Annotated in this window: 16 protein-coding genes; 10 read left to right on the forward strand and 6 right to left on the reverse strand. The window is 63.5% G+C overall.

The window, feature by feature from the left end; translation table 11 throughout:
* Nucleotides 1-19: 19 nt before the first annotated feature.
* On the forward strand, nucleotides 20-1,099 hold the full coding sequence (locus tag AC1TPF_RS03935) for an NAD(P)H-dependent amine dehydrogenase family protein (RefSeq protein ID WP_482142715.1): 1,080 nt from the start codon (nucleotides 20-22) through the stop codon (nucleotides 1,097-1,099).
* Between the two features lie 229 nt (nucleotides 1,100-1,328).
* Nucleotides 1,329-1,802 (forward strand): TspO/MBR family protein, encoded by a 474-nt coding sequence (locus AC1TPF_RS03940; protein WP_482136409.1) that lies wholly within the window; start codon nucleotides 1,329-1,331, stop codon nucleotides 1,800-1,802.
* Nucleotides 1,803-1,818: 16 nt separating this feature from the next.
* Here AC1TPF_RS03940 and gdhA read toward each other — a convergent pair whose 3' ends face one another.
* Entirely contained in the window at nucleotides 1,819-3,162 is a 1,344-nt protein-coding gene (gene gdhA, locus AC1TPF_RS03945; protein WP_482136408.1) for an NADP-specific glutamate dehydrogenase, read from the reverse strand.
* Nucleotides 3,163-3,389: 227 nt separating this feature from the next.
* The gene (locus tag AC1TPF_RS03950) at nucleotides 3,390-4,037 is read right to left on the reverse strand and encodes a LysM peptidoglycan-binding domain-containing protein (protein WP_482136407.1); all 648 of its coding nucleotides are present in this window, start codon (nucleotides 4,035-4,037) and stop codon (nucleotides 3,390-3,392) included.
* A gap of 196 nt (nucleotides 4,038-4,233) precedes the next feature.
* Here AC1TPF_RS03950 and AC1TPF_RS03955 point away from each other — a divergent pair, with 196 nt between their 5' ends.
* Entirely contained in the window at nucleotides 4,234-5,082 is an 849-nt protein-coding gene (locus AC1TPF_RS03955; protein WP_482142716.1) for an SDR family oxidoreductase, read from the forward strand.
* A 21-nt stretch (nucleotides 5,083-5,103) separates the two neighbouring features.
* On the opposite strand, the gene AC1TPF_RS03960 is transcribed toward AC1TPF_RS03955, so the two are convergent.
* Nucleotides 5,104-5,748 carry a DUF3558 domain-containing protein gene (locus tag AC1TPF_RS03960; protein ID WP_482142717.1) on the reverse strand — a complete coding sequence of 215 codons (645 nt, stop codon included), beginning with the start codon at nucleotides 5,746-5,748 and terminating at the stop codon, nucleotides 5,104-5,106.
* 122 nt (nucleotides 5,749-5,870) lie between these two features.
* Between AC1TPF_RS03960 and AC1TPF_RS03965 the strand changes: the two genes are divergently transcribed.
* Nucleotides 5,871-6,599 (forward strand): hypothetical protein, encoded by a 729-nt coding sequence (locus tag AC1TPF_RS03965; protein WP_482142718.1) that lies wholly within the window; start codon nucleotides 5,871-5,873, stop codon nucleotides 6,597-6,599.
* Between the two features lie 7 nt (nucleotides 6,600-6,606).
* Here AC1TPF_RS03965 and AC1TPF_RS03970 read toward each other — a convergent pair whose 3' ends face one another.
* Entirely contained in the window at nucleotides 6,607-7,815 is a 1,209-nt protein-coding gene (locus AC1TPF_RS03970) for an acetyl-CoA C-acetyltransferase (protein WP_482142720.1), read from the reverse strand.
* A 74-nt stretch (nucleotides 7,816-7,889) separates the two neighbouring features.
* Here AC1TPF_RS03970 and AC1TPF_RS03975 point away from each other — a divergent pair, with 74 nt between their 5' ends.
* Both AC1TPF_RS03975 and AC1TPF_RS03980 read left to right on the forward strand, forming a co-directional pair.
* The gene (locus AC1TPF_RS03975) at nucleotides 7,890-9,128 is read left to right on the forward strand and encodes a CoA transferase (RefSeq protein ID WP_482136402.1); all 1,239 of its coding nucleotides are present in this window, start codon (nucleotides 7,890-7,892) and stop codon (nucleotides 9,126-9,128) included.
* A complete protein-coding gene (locus tag AC1TPF_RS03980) occupies nucleotides 9,129-10,319 on the forward strand; it encodes an acyl-CoA dehydrogenase family protein (protein WP_482142721.1) in 1,191 nt (396 codons plus the stop codon).
* A gap of 3 nt (nucleotides 10,320-10,322) precedes the next feature.
* On the opposite strand, the gene AC1TPF_RS03985 is transcribed toward AC1TPF_RS03980, so the two are convergent.
* The gene (locus AC1TPF_RS03985; protein WP_482142722.1) at nucleotides 10,323-11,816 is read right to left on the reverse strand and encodes a phospholipase D-like domain-containing protein; all 1,494 of its coding nucleotides are present in this window, start codon (nucleotides 11,814-11,816) and stop codon (nucleotides 10,323-10,325) included.
* Nucleotides 11,817-11,966: 150 nt separating this feature from the next.
* Here AC1TPF_RS03985 and AC1TPF_RS03990 point away from each other — a divergent pair, with 150 nt between their 5' ends.
* Nucleotides 11,967-12,125, forward strand: a complete 159-nt coding sequence (locus AC1TPF_RS03990; RefSeq protein WP_482142724.1) for a hypothetical protein — start codon at nucleotides 11,967-11,969, stop codon at nucleotides 12,123-12,125.
* 122 nt (nucleotides 12,126-12,247) lie between these two features.
* On the opposite strand, the gene AC1TPF_RS03995 is transcribed toward AC1TPF_RS03990, so the two are convergent.
* Nucleotides 12,248-13,249, reverse strand: coding sequence for an aldo/keto reductase (locus tag AC1TPF_RS03995; protein WP_482142725.1), 1,002 nt, complete (start codon nucleotides 13,247-13,249; stop codon nucleotides 12,248-12,250).
* Nucleotides 13,250-13,362: 113 nt separating this feature from the next.
* Between AC1TPF_RS03995 and AC1TPF_RS04000 the strand changes: the two genes are divergently transcribed.
* The 3 genes from AC1TPF_RS04000 to AC1TPF_RS04010 are packed head-to-tail and all read left to right on the forward strand — an operon-like array spanning nucleotide 13,363 to nucleotide 15,199.
* Nucleotides 13,363-14,208: a helix-turn-helix transcriptional regulator gene (locus AC1TPF_RS04000; protein WP_482137286.1), complete on the forward strand. Its 846-nt coding sequence runs from the start codon at nucleotides 13,363-13,365 to the stop codon at nucleotides 14,206-14,208.
* A gap of 58 nt (nucleotides 14,209-14,266) precedes the next feature.
* A complete protein-coding gene (locus AC1TPF_RS04005; RefSeq protein ID WP_482142726.1) occupies nucleotides 14,267-14,854 on the forward strand; it encodes a TIGR03086 family metal-binding protein in 588 nt (195 codons plus the stop codon).
* A 48-nt stretch (nucleotides 14,855-14,902) separates the two neighbouring features.
* The gene (locus AC1TPF_RS04010; RefSeq protein WP_482136396.1) at nucleotides 14,903-15,199 is read left to right on the forward strand and encodes a hypothetical protein; all 297 of its coding nucleotides are present in this window, start codon (nucleotides 14,903-14,905) and stop codon (nucleotides 15,197-15,199) included.
* The last annotated feature ends 15 nt before the right edge of the window (nucleotides 15,200-15,214 follow it).

Here is a 15,214-nt window from a genome sequence, read left to right on the forward strand (position 1 = left end):
GACTTGAATCGAGGCAGCTATGCCACCGAAGAACCTCACACCTCACCGTGTGGTCCAGTGGACCACCGGCAACATCGGAATCGAAGCCGCAAAGGCGATCGCCGCAAACCCCACACTCGAACTCATCGGCTGTTTCGCCTGGTCTCCGGACAAAGTGGGACGCGATGTCGGCGAACTCTGCGGGATGGCGCCGCTGGGTGTCACGGCAACAAGCGACGTCGACGCACTGTTGGCGCTGAAACCTGACGTGGTGGTCTACAACCCCATGTGGATCAACGTCGACGAACTGGTCACGATCCTGTCGTCCGGCGCCAACGTCGTCACCTCGGCGTCGTTCATCACCGGCCACAATCTCGGGGAGGGCCGGGACCGGATCCTGGAGGCTTGCGACGTTGGCGGATCGACGATCTTCGGCTCCGGTGTGAGTCCGGGCTTCGCCGAACTCCTCGCAATTGTGGCGACGAATGCCTGCGACCGGGTCGACAAGGTCACCATTGCCGAAGCCGCGGACACGACCTTCTACGACTCACCCGACACGGAGCGGCCGGTGGGATTCGGCACTCCCATCGACGATCCGGATCTGGCTCCGATGGCCGCCAACGGAACCGCGATCTTTGCCGAGGCGGTCCGCCTGGTCGCCGATTCGCTCGGCGTCGAACTCGACGAAATCGTCTGTGAGGCAGAGTATGCGCACACCACGGCCGACGTGGATCTGGGTTCGTGGACGATCCCGGCGGGGTGTGTTGCCGGCGTGTATGTGAGTTGGCAAGGGCGCGTGGGTGAGACGACGCTGATCGACGTGAACGTGCGATGGCGCAAGGGCCAGACCCTCGAACCTGACTGGCAAATGGGCGCCGAGAGCTGGAAGATCACCATCGACGGCCGTCCGACGGTCAACATGAGTATCGGTTTCCTTCCGCCGCCGTACTACGAAGCCGAAACCATGGCCGACTTCCTCAAGCTCGGGAACATCATGACCGCGTTGCCGCCCATCCACGCAATCTCCGCCGTTGTCGCCGCTGCCCCGGGGATCGCCACCTACAACGATCTCCCGCTGACTCTTGCCCGCGGTGTTGTACCGAGCAACGTCACGGCGTGAACTGATTCGCCGGGTTCCGTGGACGGCAGCGAAATGGACGTCGACAGGGGTCATTGTGGGTGTCCCAGTTGGGCTTTCGTCTACCTCTCTGGAATGCGCATCTGCGGTGCCGATTCGGACGCCTGCTGGTGTAGGGCAGAGAGGTTCATCCTCCGATGACGTCGGACGGTCCGGTCGCCGGGGGTACGTTGGCGGGTAGGACTGTTCGATGTCGACGGGAGTGCCGGTAATGCGTTCGATTGTCAGAACCGCCAGCGCGGTCACCATCACGGCCGTGGTCGGCTCGATTGCATCGAAAGACACCAATTCGAGTTGGTATCGCCGATTGTCGAAGCCCCCATTTCAGCCACCGGCAATAGTGTTCCCGATCGCGTGGACGGCTCTGTATACCGATGTCGCAATCAGTTCGGCGGCAACGATCGACGCATTGAACGACGACATGCGCCACATCGACGCGGCTGCCTTCGAACGTGCGTTGATCGCGAATCTGATCCTGAACGGCGCCTGGACCTGGGTGTTCTTCAAAGCGCACCGTACCGGCGCTGCGACCTTGACGGCCGCGGCGCTCGCCGCCAGCAGCGTCGATCTGGTCCGCCGTGCCGCGCCGGCATCGTCGAGCGCGGCGGCGGCACTGGTGCCTTATGCCGGTTGGTGTGGCTTTGCGACGGTGCTGTCCGCCGCGATCTGGCGCCGTAACCGCTGAATCTCCGGGTCGGATCTCAGATAAGGCCTTGCGCGATCATCGCGTCGGCAACATGGGTGAATCCGGCGATGTTGGCCCCGGTTGCGTAGTTGCCGGGGACACCGTAGTCGTCGGCGGTGTGCAGGCAGGTGTCGTGAATGTTGCGCATGATCTCGGCGAGACGCGCCTCGGTGTGCGCGAACGACCACGAGTCCCGTGACGCATTCTGTTGCATCTCGAGCGCACTGGTCGACACACCGCCGGCATTGGCGGCCTTGCCCGGGGCGAACCGTACGCCGGAGTCGGCAAACAGGCGGGTCGCCTCGGGTGTGGTTGGCATGTTTGCGCCCTCTGCGACGATGGTGCAACCGCCTGCGATGAGGGCCTTCGCATCGTCGGCCTGGAGCTCATTCTGGGTCGCGCAGGGCAGCGCAATGTCGACCGGCACATTCCAGATGGTGCCGTTGGTGCTGAATGTGCTTCCACCGCCGCGGATTTCGGCGTACTCGGCGATACGACCGCGCCGGGTCTGCTTGATGTCTTTGAGCAGATCGAGGTCGATGCCCTTGTCGTCGACGACGTATCCGCTCGAATCCGAGCACGCGATGACGGTGCCGCCGAGCTGATGGATCTTTTCGATGGCGTAGATGGCAACGTTGCCCGACCCGGATACTGCAACACGCTTGCCGTCGAACGACTCACCTGCCGCCTTCAGCATCTCGCCGACGAAGAACACCGTGCCATACCCGGTGGCCTCGGTACGTACCTGCGAACCGCCCCACGACAAGCCCTTGCCGGTCAGCACACCGGATTCGTATCGGTTGGTGATGCGCTTGTACTGACCGAAGAGGTATCCGATCTCGCGGCCGCCCACGCCGATGTCACCGGCGGGGACGTCGGTGTGTTCGCCGATGTGCCGATAGAGCTCGGTCATGAACGACTGGCAGAACCGCATGACCTCGGCGTCCGAACGGCCTTTCGGATCGAAGTCGGAGCCGCCCTTACCGCCACCGATCGGTAGACCTGTGAGGGCGTTCTTGAAGATCTGTTCGAACCCGAGGAACTTGACGATGCCCAGGTAGACACTGGGGTGAAACCGCAGACCACCCTTGTACGGTCCGAGTGCGGAGTTGAACTCGACCCGGAAGCCGCGGTTGATCTGGACCTGCCCGGCATCGTCGGTCCAGGGCACGCGAAAGATGATCTGGCGTTCAGGCTCGCAGAGCCGCTTGATGATGGCGGAGTCGGTGTACTGCGGGTGCCTGGCGACCACGGGGCCGAGACTGTCGAGCACCTCTTTGACGGCTTGGTGGAACTCGTCCTCGCCCGGGTTGCGGGCGATCACTTCGTCGTAGAGATCCTGCAGTTTCGTGTCGATCATCAGAAATCGTGCTCCTTCATGCGCGGAGCATCGCGAGACGGTTTCCCGCGGTGCGGCGGGCTGTAGTCGTGCGGTAGCGCCGGGAGACAGCCTATCGATCGACAGGTACGTGTTGTTTCGGGGTTACCGCCCGGATCCCGAGGTCAGGGTGCGACGAACCCTCCGACGCCGGGAAGTGAGGGCTGACCGGGGCGGTAAAGGTGGCCGGCCGGTCACGGTATTCGTGGCTATCGCGGGAAGTAGACGACCTGGTTGGCGAACAAGGAATCGGGTGCGGTGATGTGGTTCGCGGCGGCGACAACCCCGATCCAGGTATCCAGATTCGCGCTGCCGTATTCGGTCTCGCACAGCGTGTGAAGCGTGTCGCCGGCAACATGGGCGCGCCGATTCAGGCCGGGTCTGATCAGGACCTGCCCGAGAGCGAGTATCGCGTTGTGCGGCAGTTGATTTGCGTGTGCGAGCATGATCCGCAAGTGGTCGTCGCCGTACCAGCGGAAGGCAAGCTCGTGCAGATTGTCGCCGGTGACGACGGTGTGGTGGCCGGGATTGGCGAGGTCGGGAATGAGTAACCATGACCCCGGTTGAATCGGCCGTTGCGCGACCCCGTTGATCATCTCCCAGATCAATTGCGTCGCGGTGTCGGTGGTGCCGTAGTAATTCTGCGTGATCGCCTGCCGGGCCGCGGAGCTGTCGGGGGTCGAGAACCTGTGGCGAAACGTCACGTAGGGAACCTCTAGTTGTTGCCCGATGCTGATGACATTCGGGTCGGCCAGATGATTCTGGCGGGCGATCACCGGGTAGAGGGTCCCGTCGCCGTACTCGCGCTGCGTAATGGCGAAGAGGGTGTCGCCGGGTTGGACGTTGTAGGTCTTCATCGTTTCCTCGCTCGTCGGCGTGTTGTGGGTCCGGATGGGCCTGGTGACAACTCTCGTCCCAGGGGCTCGGTGTGTCATGCGTACTCGACTTTCCGATTCGGTCGCGCCTGGTAGAGGGTTCCTCTCGCAAACGAGAATGACGTTCTGATAACCTGCAGCAAGTTGCGCATCACTACGTCGAAGGGCTTTGCGAACCATGTCGGACAATCAGCTGGAGTCGTTGGCTTCCAATGCCTTCGAGAACCGCACCGTGCTCATGTCCGGTGGCAGCCGCGGTATCGGTTTGTCGATCCTGCTCGCGCTGGCCGCGCGGGGCGCCAACATCGTGCTGCTGGCCAAGACCGATGTGCCACATCCCAAGCTGCCGGGCACGATTCATACCGCAGTCGACGAGATCAAGGCCGCGGGCGGAAAAGCTGTCGGAGTGGTCGGTGATGTGCGCGTCGACGACGACGTGCAGCGCGCAGTCGCAACTGCCGTCGAGACCTTCGGTGGCATCGACATCCTCATCCACAACGCCAGCGTCATCAACGAGGCCGGGACCGCTGACCTGCCGCTCAAGCGCTACGACCTGATGCAGGGCGTCAATGTCCGCGGAATGTTCTCGCTGACCCAGGCGGCCCTGCCGCATCTGGCCAAGTCGCCGAATGCGCAGATTCTGTCCATCGCGCCCCCGCTCAACATGTCGCCGCACTGGCTGGGCAAGTTCCCCGCGTACACACTCTCGAAGTACGGCATGACAGTGTTGGCCCTCGGCTTCGCGGCCGAGTTCGCAGATCAGAAGATCGCCAGCAACTGCCTGTGGCCCGAGACGACCATCGCCACCGCCGCGGTGAAGAACCTTCAGGCCGATCCCGAGGCCGCGCTGCATGCGCGTGAGCCGGAGGTCATGGCCGATGCCGCCACGCTGATCTTGGCGCGGCCGTCCTCGGTCACCGGTGAAGTCCTGATCGATGCGGACGTCCTCAAGGGCGCGGGGGTCACCGACCTCTCGACGTACGGCGGCACCGAACCCCTCGATCTGGACTTCTACATCGACGCCTGAATGGCGGACGTCTGACCCGGCTCAGCCGACAACAATCCGGGCGATCTCGATTGCCTGCTCCTGCAGGGTCTCCCGGAGTTCTTGCGGGCCTTCGATCTCGACAGCGATCAGGGCATCGTCCACACACACGGTGAGCTCACCTTCGGCATCGGTCGAGTTCCCGAAATCGCCGGGCTGCCACCACGCTTGATTGCCGAGGCCGGCGACGGGAGTCACCGGGTGGATGTGGTCGGATGGCTCGATACATTGCACTGCGTTGTCGCTGAACTGTTCTGCAAAGGACAGGTCCAGATCGACTTCGATCGTATTGGCATCGGTTTCTGATTCGACGGATTCGAAGCTGCACCCGACGGTTTGGTAGTTGATGTCGTCGATGGTGCTGTTGGCGCCGCTCGACGGTATCGGCGTGTCGAACTCGGTGCCGAAGATCTGCGTCAGATCGTCGGAGGTCAGACCCGCGCAGTCGGCGCGAAGGTTGCCCTCGCCGACGGGTGCCACGGTCGCGTCGGCGGAATCCGGAATCGGCGACGCCGATTCGGTCGTCGCCGACTGGGTTGATGATGCGGTCGTACTTCGGTCAGCTGATTCATCGGAGTCGTCGGAACAACCGGCCAGCAGGGATACCGTGACCCCGGCCGCGAATATCGCTGCCAGACTTCGTCGCATGTTGCGCTCCTCACGTCCTTCGTAGGCCTTATGCGTTGCGACACTAGGCGAGCGAGGGCGGCGGTGGGAACGCATATCGCACGATGTCCGGCATACGCACGACGTGCGGGTAACTTTGCCCTATGTCGCTGCTCGATAGCCTGGTGTCCGCGGGAAAGCTGCCGCTGACGTTGGCGTTTGTCGGATTTCTGATGACGTTCATCATCACCCGAATCATCACGAGGATGATCCGCGCGGGCCGGGGACCGTTCCGCGACAACGTGTCCGGTGGCGTTCACATCCATCACGCGGTGCCCGGCATCGTCCTGACCATCGCCGGCGCGTTCACGTCGGTTGGCGTCGACGGAGCGTCGCCGGGAGCAGAGATCAGCGCGGTGATGATCGGGGTCGGAGCCTCTCTGGTACTCGACGAGTTCGCGATGATCCTTCGCCTGCAAGACGTCTATTGGTCCAAGCAGGGCCAGCTTTCGGTTCAGGTGGTGACGATGACCTGCGCGGTCCTCGGCCTGTTTCTGCTCGGGCTCAATCCGCTCACCGAAGACAGTGGTTTCGGGGCAGGCCATGTGGTCCTGCTGGTGATGGCAGCGGTCCACATTGTCGCGCTGCTGATGTGTGTCGAAAAGGGCAAGTACTCCACCGCAGCCGTCGGGGCTTTCATTCCGCCGCTCGCCTGGTTTGCGGCGCTGCGTATCGGGCGCCCGGAATCACGCTGGGCGCGTAAGCACTATGGACCGGAGGAGATCGAACGCGCTCGGCAGCGGGCCGAGAGGTTCGATCGTCGTTTCGGTCATTGGGGTTTGGGTCTGGAAGATCTGGTTGCAGGCAAGCCCACCGAGACGTCGAGCCAATAGGTCTCGGTCAGACCCTTTCGAAGATCGCTGCCAGACCCTGGCCACCGCCGATGCACATGGTCTCCAGGCCGTACCGGGCGTCGCGACGCTGCATCTCGCGGGCCAGTGTTGCCAGCATCCGGCCGCCGGTTGCGCCGACGGGATGGCCGAGCGAGATACCCGAACCGTGCACATTGGTGCGTTGGTGATCGTCTGCGCTGAACTTCCATTCCCGCATCACAGCGAGAGCCTGTGCGGCGAATGCCTCGTTCAGTTCGATGAGGTCGATGTCGGACAGCGTGAGTCCCGCTTTGGCGAGCGCTTTCTCGGTTGCCGGGACCGGCCCGATGCCCATCAGCTTCGGTTCTACGCCGGCCACGCCCCACGACACCAGCTTGACCAAGGGGGTCAGACCCAGTTCTGCGGCCTTCTCGGCGGTGGTCACGATGCTCAGCGATGCGGCGTCGTTCTGACCGCTGGCATTACCCGCGGTGACGGTGGCATCGGGATCCTGTTTGCCCATGATGGGGCGCAGTTTGGACAGCGACTCAACAGTGGTGTCGGCGCGCGGATGCTCGTCGGTGTCGATCAGCTGGTCGCCGGATCGGGACGACACCGACACCGGCACGATCTCTTCGGCCAAGATGCCTGCCTGCTGTGCGGCGACGGCTCGGGTGTGGGAAGCGACCGCGAGTTCGTCCTGTTCGAGTCGGCTGATGCCATATTCGCGCCGCAGGTTCTCGGCGGTCTCGATCATGCCGCCTGGCACCGGGTAGAAGCGGCCACCGGCGGTCGACCGGGCCCGGACCAGGCTGTCGTGCATCGAAATGCCGGACCGTGCGCCGCCCCAACGCATGTCGACGGAGTAGAACGAGGCGTTGCTCATCGATTCGGTGCCGCCGGCCACGACGAGTTCGTTGTCGCCGTTTCCGACCTGGAACGCTGCCTGGATGACCGCCTGCAGGCCCGATCCGCAACGGCGGTCGATGTGCATGCCGGGAACGGTCACCGGTAGGCCCGCGTCCAGGGCCACCACCCGACCGATCGCCGGCGCCTCACTGTTGCCGTTGCAGTGACCGAGAATGACGTCGTTGATCTCGCCCGGTGCGATTCCGGTCCGCTCCAGCAGACCCTTCATCGCGGCGACACCGAGATCGACAGCGGTGAGCGACTTGAACATTCCGCCGTAACGGCCGATCGGGGTGCGAATCGGCTCGCAGACAACAACCTCGCGCATGTGCCTTCCCTTCCCCTTTTCAGACCCATAATGCAAGGTGGACCCATGACCTTCTGCACTGTGCCTACCGCCCGATGAGCCCGGAGAGCAAACCCCAGGCGTTACCGTTGGCGGGTTTACGAATCATAGAGGTATCCAGCTTCGTCGCAGCACCTCTTGCCGGAATGACCTTGGGATCGCTTGGCGCCGAGGTGATCCGCGTCGACCCGATCGGCGGTGCCGCGGACTATCGGCGCTGGCCCGTCACCGAGGACGGCGAGTCGATCTACTGGGCGAACCTGAATCAGGGAAAACGGTCGCTGGCCGCGAACTTTCGTGATCCCGAGGCGACCGCGCTGATCCGAGATCTCATTCTCGAAGCGGGGATTGTGGTCACCAACGCGGCGGGCCGGGACTGGCTCGACTACGACGAGTTGGCGCAGGCCCGGCCCGACCTGATCCACGTACAGGTGCTCGGTCGCGCGGACGGGCGCGGCGCAGTCGACTACACGGTCAACGCGGCGATGGGCTTTCCGCTCGTCACCGGCCCGACTGCCCTCGGCACACCGGTCAACCATGTGCTGCCGGCATGGGATGTGGCCTGCGGTTTGTATGCGGCCCTGTCGGTGACAGCTGCGGTGCATCGCCGTGCGAGCACCGGGGAAGGGGCACAAATTGTGTTGCCCCTCGAGGACGTTGCGCTGGCGACGATCGGACACCTCGGCTACCTGGCCGAGGTGCAACTCGGTGGACCGGACCGGCCCCGGGTCGGCAATTCTGTGTACGGCACCTACGGCAGTGATTTCCGCACCGCCGACGGCGAAACGATCATGGTTGTCGCGGTCACCCCGCGACACTTCCGCGACCTCGCCGAGGTCACCGGCACCGCCGACGCCGTAGCCGCATTGGAAACGGCACTGGGCGTGGACTTTCGCAAAGACAGTGATCGATTCCGCCACCGCGACGTCTTGAGTGGTCTGTTCTCGATCTGGTTCCTGGATCGGACCATCGATCAGGTGGAGAAGGAGCTGAGCACAACCGCTGTGCTCTACGAGCGCTACCTGACCTTCGCGCAGATCGCGGCCGATCCCCGCGTCACCGACAATCCGATGTTCCAGCAGGTCGATCAGCCGCGCATCGGCTCTTATCTCGCGCCGACCACCCCGATGTCGATCGACGGACAGTACCCGGCGGCCCGGCCTGCGCCTGCCAACGGCGATGACACGGCTTCCGTGCTCATCGAGTGCCTGGGTCTGAGCGAGAACACAATTGCCGACCTCGAGGCGCGCGGGGCCATCCGGGTGTCGACCCCCATCGCCACGAAGGAAACGTAGATGACGCGCCTGGCGCAGACCCACGACCTCACCGAGGTGCAGGCCGACATCTTGTCCACCGTCCGCGATTTCGTGGAGCGCGACATCATCCCCAATGCGCAGGCGCTCGAACAGTCCGACACCTATCCGCAGGCGATTGTCGACACGATGCGCGAGATGGGTCTCTTCGGGCTCATGATCCCGGAAGAGTATGGCGGACTGGGGGAGTCGCTGCTGACCTATGCGTTGTGCGTCGAGGAGTTGGCGCGCGGCTGGATGAGTGTGTCCGGTGTGATCAACACACACTTCATCGTGGCCTACATGATCCGCCAACACGGGACGCCGGAGCAGAAGGCGCATTTCCTTCCTCGGATGGCGACAGGTGAAGTGCGCGGAGCCTTTTCGATGTCCGAACCCGAACTCGGGTCAGATGTCGCCGCGATCCGTACGCGGGCCCAGCGCTCCGGGGACGGCTACGTCATCAACGGCCAGAAGATGTGGCTCACCAATGGTGGCAGTTCCACCCTGGTTGCCGCCCTGGTCCGCACCGACGAGGGCGCGGCCAAACCGCACGACAACCTCACCACTTTCCTCATCGAGAAACCCGCCGGATTCGGTGAGGTGGCACCAGGTCTCACGATCCCCGGCAAGATCGACAAGATGGGGTACAAGGGGATAGACACCACGGAGTTGTTGTTCGACAACTATCGGATCTCCTCCGACATGGTCCTCGGGGACAAGCCGGGCGGGGGCTTTTATCAGATGATGGACGGTGTCGAGGTCGGTCGCGTCAATGTCTCGGCCCGCGCCTGCGGCGTGGCGATCAGGGCGTTCGAGCTTGCTGCGAAGTATGCCCAGCAGCGCAGCACCTTCGGCAAGCCCATCGTCCAGCACCAGGCGATCTCGTTCTCTCTGGCGGAGATGGCGACCAAAGTCGAAGCGGCACATCTGATGATGGTCAACGCGGCCCGGCTGAAAGACTCCGGTGAACGTAACGACGTGGCCGCGGGGATGGCGAAATACCTGACGAGCGAGTACTGCTCCGAGGTGACGCAGGCCAGCTTCCGTATCCATGGCGGCTACGGATACTCGAAAGAGTACGAGATCGAACGCCTCATGAGAGAGGCTCCGTTCCTGCTGATCGGCGAAGGCACCAGCGAGATCCAGAAGACGATCATCAGCAAGGGCGTGATGCGCAGCTACGCGTTATAGGGGTCAGTGCGCGTCAGCGAGCTCTCGGTGTGCTGCCGCCCGGAGCCGTCGTCGGCCCACAACCAGCCGATACGTCTTCTCCAACAACGATGATCGGGTCTGCTCGGGGTCCATCAGTTCGTTCTCGGCGAAGGGGCTGTCCTCGCCGTCGACGATGTCGTGATCGAACTCGACAAGGGTCCTGCCGTCACCGCGCATTGCGTCGATGGCGGCGGCGAGTCCGGAGTGGTTGTTGATGGCAGCTTGAAGTTCGTCGACGTCGACGTCGAGATGTTCACTCAGCAGCCGATTCCGGACTCCGCGGATCGCAATGCGGTTCTCATTCGATTCGGGGAGGTCGGGATCGATCTCGACGGCGAGGTCACATTCGCTGTCGAAGCCCATCGACCGATTGTTGAGATTGGATGACCCCACGCGCAGCAGACGGTCATCCATCACCAGGACCTTGGCGTGCACGTAGATCGGCTCCCCGTCCGCGGTGACCGGATGGTATGCGCGGAAACGCTTTTCGGTGTCGGCCTGCCACAGGAACTGGAGGAGGCGGTGGCGGGCACCGTCCATCGCCTGCTGTTCGAGCCAGCTGTCGGCATGTCGGGGCAGGACTATCACGATCTCGGGTCCTCCGCTTTCGCGCAGGCGCTTCTCCAGGGCCTCGGCGATGGTCCGCGACGCGAGGTACTGACTCTCGATGTAGAGGTAGTCCCGGGCGGCGGCTATGGCTGCGAGATAGAGAGATTCGATCTCGCGCACCTCGTCCCGGCCCGGGATCTCCGGCAGTGTCCGCGCCACGGCCACGTCGACCGATTCCATGGTCGGGACCAGTGTGTCGGGCCAATAGGTGTCCCCGACGTCGGTCACCTGCTCGAGGGTGCGCCCGGTTGCTGCCAGCCATCGGGCCCGTGCCATCTCGCCGACCACTCGGGCCGCATCTCCGTCAACGGCGGTGGTCGCGTCGTGCCAGGGCCCATAGGTCTTGCCGTTGGGCTTTGTGCGGCGATCGTTCTGATCGAGGTGGTCGGAGGTGTCCCACCGGTCGACGGTCATGTCGATGCCGCCACAGAACGCGATCTGATCGTCGATCACCAGGATCTTTTGATGATGTGCCGCGCCAACCGGGTGCACCAGATCGTTCTCGAACTGCAGAGCGGGGTCGGTGAGCCAGTTCTGAATGAAAACCGGCGCCATCCCCCTGTTGATCGCACCCAACCCCAAGCTCCACTTGAGGAGGTTGATATTGAGCCCAGGTCGGTTCTGCGGCAACCACTTCAGAAAATCGCCGAGAGTATTGGGTCCGTCGAGGGTCTGGCCTTCGGGCTCGAACTGGATCCGGGTGTCAAAATCCCACCCGATCAGAATGATTCGGCTGCGTGCCTGCAACATCGCGGCCTTTGCATGCCTGAAGTAGTCGGCCGCGTCGATGATCACAGCGAGTCGATCAGCCTCGGCGATCTTCCAGCAGGTCTCATCGGGCACAAGCACAGGCTTGTCACTGCTCACGGGGGACCCTCGGCTTCTTCGACGGATTAGCGTTCTAGAAAGTAGCACGTCGAACAGTGTGCGCTGAATGTTCGAACAAACATTCGACATGCAGCGGCATCGCGAGTAGGCTCACTGGCAAGATTTCGGTCAGATGTGCTGGGGGGCAAGATGACTGAAGATTCTTCTGATGAGATTCCGGTTGATTCCTCTTCGATTCCGATGTTGGTGCGCAAGTACCTCGAGTTGGAGTTGATACTTGCCGATATCAACGATTGCTCATCGGCGGATGTGTCCGATGCGGTGTTGGCCGAAAGTTGGCGGAACTGACCGGCGACGAATCTGATATCCCACATGATCCTGGCGCCGACGATCCCCATTCCATCGAATAGTAGTGCAGGTGAATGTGTTGGAGATCAGTGGTCGTGTATGGGCGCGGATGAGGCCGGCGCTCAGCGCTCGCTGTCGAGCATCGCCATATGGGCTTCGTCGTAGCGCCCGCCGGCAGCGGCGTCAGCCGGGACAGCGGCCTCGATGTTGTCGAGTTCCGCCTTGGTGAGGTTGAAATCAAGGGCGGCAAGGGAATCGTACAACCGTGTCACCTTCTGGGTGCCGATGATCGGGACGATGTCATCACCCTGGGCGAGTACCCAGGCGATCGCGAGCTGTGCGACGCTGACGCCGCGTTGGTCGGCGATCGTCGCGAGTGCATCGACGAGTTCGAGGTTCTTGGTCAGGTTGTCGCCCTGAAAACGTGGGGTGTGCGCTCGATAGTCGTTGGGGGCGAATGTGGCTCCGGCCCCGACCGAGTTGCTCAGCAGGCCGCGCGACAACACGCCGTAGGCGGTGATCCCGATACCGAGTTCACGGGTGGTCGACAGTATTTCGGATTCGATGCCGCGGGACATCAGCGAGTACTCGATCTGCAGGTCGACAATGGGATGCACTGCTGCAGCGCGTCGAATCGTGTCGCTGCCCATCTCGGACAGGCCGATGTGGCGGATATAGCCGGCGTCGACCATCTCGGCGATGGCGCCGATTGTCTCTTCGATCGGGACTGCCGGGTCGAGGCGGGCCGGGCGGTAGATGTCGATGTGATCGACCCCGAGTCGGGTCAGCGAATACGTGAGGAAGTTCTTCATCGCAGCCGGTCGGGTATCGAACCCGATGAATTCGCCGTCAGGAGAACGGAGTCCGCCGAACTTCACACTGAGCTGCACGTCGTCGCGATCACGTTCGCGCAGCGCCCGGCCGATCAACATCTCGTTGTGGCCATTTCCGTAGAAGTCACCGGTGTCGATGAGGTTCACGCCTGCATCGATCGCGGCGTGAATGGTGGCGCTGGACGACGCGTCGTCGCTGGGGCCGTACATACTGGACATACCCATCGCACCGAGGCCGATGCGGGAGACCGATGGTCCTGTTTTGCCGAGGGTTACCTGTTGAATGTTCATGCCCCCAGCCTGGACGGTTTGCGCGGCCGGTGGCAGAGACCGGTTATCGGGGGACCGCCGGTCCCTGGCTCGCGAGGCCGCGAACGGGCAGAGTTGTCCTCGTGAGCACACGTATGGACCGCGACGAGCTGGCCGACTTCCTGCGCCGCCGCCGCGCGGCGCTCGTCCCCCGTGACGTGGGACTGCCCGAAGGCGTTCGCCGTCGCACACCGGGACTTCGTCGTGACGAGGTGGCCGTCCTGGCCGGCATGTCGACCGACTACTACACCCGGCTGGAGCAGGCCCGAGGCCCGCACCCGTCGACGCAGATCGTCGCGTCGATGGCGCGCGCTCTGCGTCTCACCGACGACGAACGCGATCACCTCTATCTGCTGTGCGGACATGCGCCACCGCCGCGCGTCGGTGGCGATTCCCATGTCGGTCCCGGTCTGTTGTACCTACTCGACAAGCTCGACGACATCCCGGCCTGCGTGATCTCAGAACTCGGCGAGACGCTGGCACAGAACCGGATGAACGTGCTGCTTGGCGGCGATCGATCGGCAGTGACCGGACTGGACCGCTTCTTCACCTGGCGTTGGTTCACCGATCCTCAGGCCCGCAGGCTTTTCAACCCGGAGGACTGGGAGATGATGGGTCGCAAGCACGTCAGTGACCTGCGCGCCGTCGCCGCCAAGCGAGGCGACGACGCGGTGGTGGCGGGACTGGTGGGAGCTCTGCAGGCCGCCAGTGAAGAGTTCGTCGAATTTTGGTCAGAACATCGGGTGGAAATCCGGACCAGTGCCGTGAAACGGTTCATCCACCCCGAGATCGGTGAGATCGCCGTGCAATGCGAAACGCTGGTCACCCAGAACGCGGACCAACATCTGCTTGTCTATTTCCCGCAGCCGGGCACGCCCGCCCGTGAACGTCTCGAACTGTTGTCGGTGATCGGCACCCAGGCCATGACCGGAGGCCGTTGACGCCGGTTGTCGCATTTCTTCAAGACACAGCCGGTGATCGTGGGGAAGACTCGATGGCATGACCACCTCAACTGTTGACCTACTCCGGCCGGTCCTGGCCGACCTCGCGGTCGTCGTCGCGAACACCGACGGCCACGACACCGCGCCCACGCCGTGTACCGAACTCGATGTCGCACAGTTGCGCAACCACGTTGCGGGCTGGCTGAGCACTTTCGCATCCGGATTCGCCGATGCCGATGGCCGGGCACAAGCTGGTGGGGCCCAGGTACCGCAGGTGGCGGGGCCTGCCGCCGAGGTGATCGGTTCGGCGGCAGCGCAACTCGACGCAGCCGTGCGAGCAGGCGCCGACCAACGCCCGCTCTACCTCGGCGAGCACCCGATGCCTGGGGACATGGCGATGTCGATGATCCTGTGGGAGTACGTGGTTCATGGCTGGGACCTCGCGGTGGCAACGGGCCAGGTATGGGACCCCGCACCCGAGGCTGCGGCAGTGTCGGCGGCGTTTGCGCCCAACATGCTCACCCCGGACTATCAGGGTCCCGGTAAGACTTTCGGCCCGCGGGTCCCGACGGCCGAAGGTGCTTCGGACCTCGAGCGACTACTGGGACTCTCCGGCCGCGACCCCTCCTGGCAGCCACCGCGCTAAGCGTGTGGACACCCGGGCTGCTGACCGGGCGGCGGTAGAGTCGTTGGGGTGAGTACCCCATTGACTGCCCCTGTTGTTGCCGCCGGACTCGTCGGCGGATACGCCACCGCTCGATACAGCGGGCGTCGTGAACTCGGCGGCGTCGTGCTTGCCGCGGCAGGTGGCTGGTGCGCCACCCGGTGGTACCAGGAGAAAGGCCCGGTCGTGGCCGGATCGCTGCTGGCCGGCTACCTGGTCGCCTTTGGTGCGTCGCATCCGCTGGCCAAGAAGATCGGTGCCTGGCCGTCGGTGTTCGCCGTGACCACAGCGGCTGCAGGCGCGGCCTACGCTGTCGCCGATCGCTGAGCAGACCCACCGACA

The sequence above is a fragment of the Williamsia sp. Y853 genome (assembly GCF_056786495.1).

Bases quoted from the DNA above. Each gene is read 5' to 3' on its own strand.
- AC1TPF_RS03935 (WP_482142715.1), top strand. From the start codon at position 20: ATGCCACCGAAGAACCTCACACCTCACCGTGTGGTCCAGTGGACCACC.
- AC1TPF_RS03940 (WP_482136409.1), top strand. From the start codon at position 1,329: ATGCGTTCGATTGTCAGAACCGCCAGCGCGGTCACCATCACGGCCGTG.
- gdhA (WP_482136408.1), bottom strand. From the start codon at position 3,162: ATGATCGACACGAAACTGCAGGATCTCTACGACGAAGTGATCGCCCGC.
- AC1TPF_RS03950 (WP_482136407.1), bottom strand. From the start codon at position 4,037: ATGAAGACCTACAACGTCCAACCCGGCGACACCCTCTTCGCCATTACG.
- AC1TPF_RS03955 (WP_482142716.1), top strand. From the start codon at position 4,234: ATGTCGGACAATCAGCTGGAGTCGTTGGCTTCCAATGCCTTCGAGAAC.
- AC1TPF_RS03960 (WP_482142717.1), bottom strand. From the start codon at position 5,748: ATGCGACGAAGTCTGGCAGCGATATTCGCGGCCGGGGTCACGGTATCC.
- AC1TPF_RS03965 (WP_482142718.1), top strand. From the start codon at position 5,871: ATGTCGCTGCTCGATAGCCTGGTGTCCGCGGGAAAGCTGCCGCTGACG.
- AC1TPF_RS03970 (WP_482142720.1), bottom strand. From the start codon at position 7,815: ATGCGCGAGGTTGTTGTCTGCGAGCCGATTCGCACCCCGATCGGCCGT.
- AC1TPF_RS03975 (WP_482136402.1), top strand. From the start codon at position 7,890: ATGAGCCCGGAGAGCAAACCCCAGGCGTTACCGTTGGCGGGTTTACGA.
- AC1TPF_RS03980 (WP_482142721.1), top strand. From the start codon at position 9,129: ATGACGCGCCTGGCGCAGACCCACGACCTCACCGAGGTGCAGGCCGAC.
- AC1TPF_RS03990 (WP_482142724.1), top strand. From the start codon at position 11,967: ATGACTGAAGATTCTTCTGATGAGATTCCGGTTGATTCCTCTTCGATT.
- AC1TPF_RS03995 (WP_482142725.1), bottom strand. From the start codon at position 13,249: ATGAACATTCAACAGGTAACCCTCGGCAAAACAGGACCATCGGTCTCC.
- AC1TPF_RS04000 (WP_482137286.1), top strand. From the start codon at position 13,363: ATGGACCGCGACGAGCTGGCCGACTTCCTGCGCCGCCGCCGCGCGGCG.
- AC1TPF_RS04005 (WP_482142726.1), top strand. From the start codon at position 14,267: ATGACCACCTCAACTGTTGACCTACTCCGGCCGGTCCTGGCCGACCTC.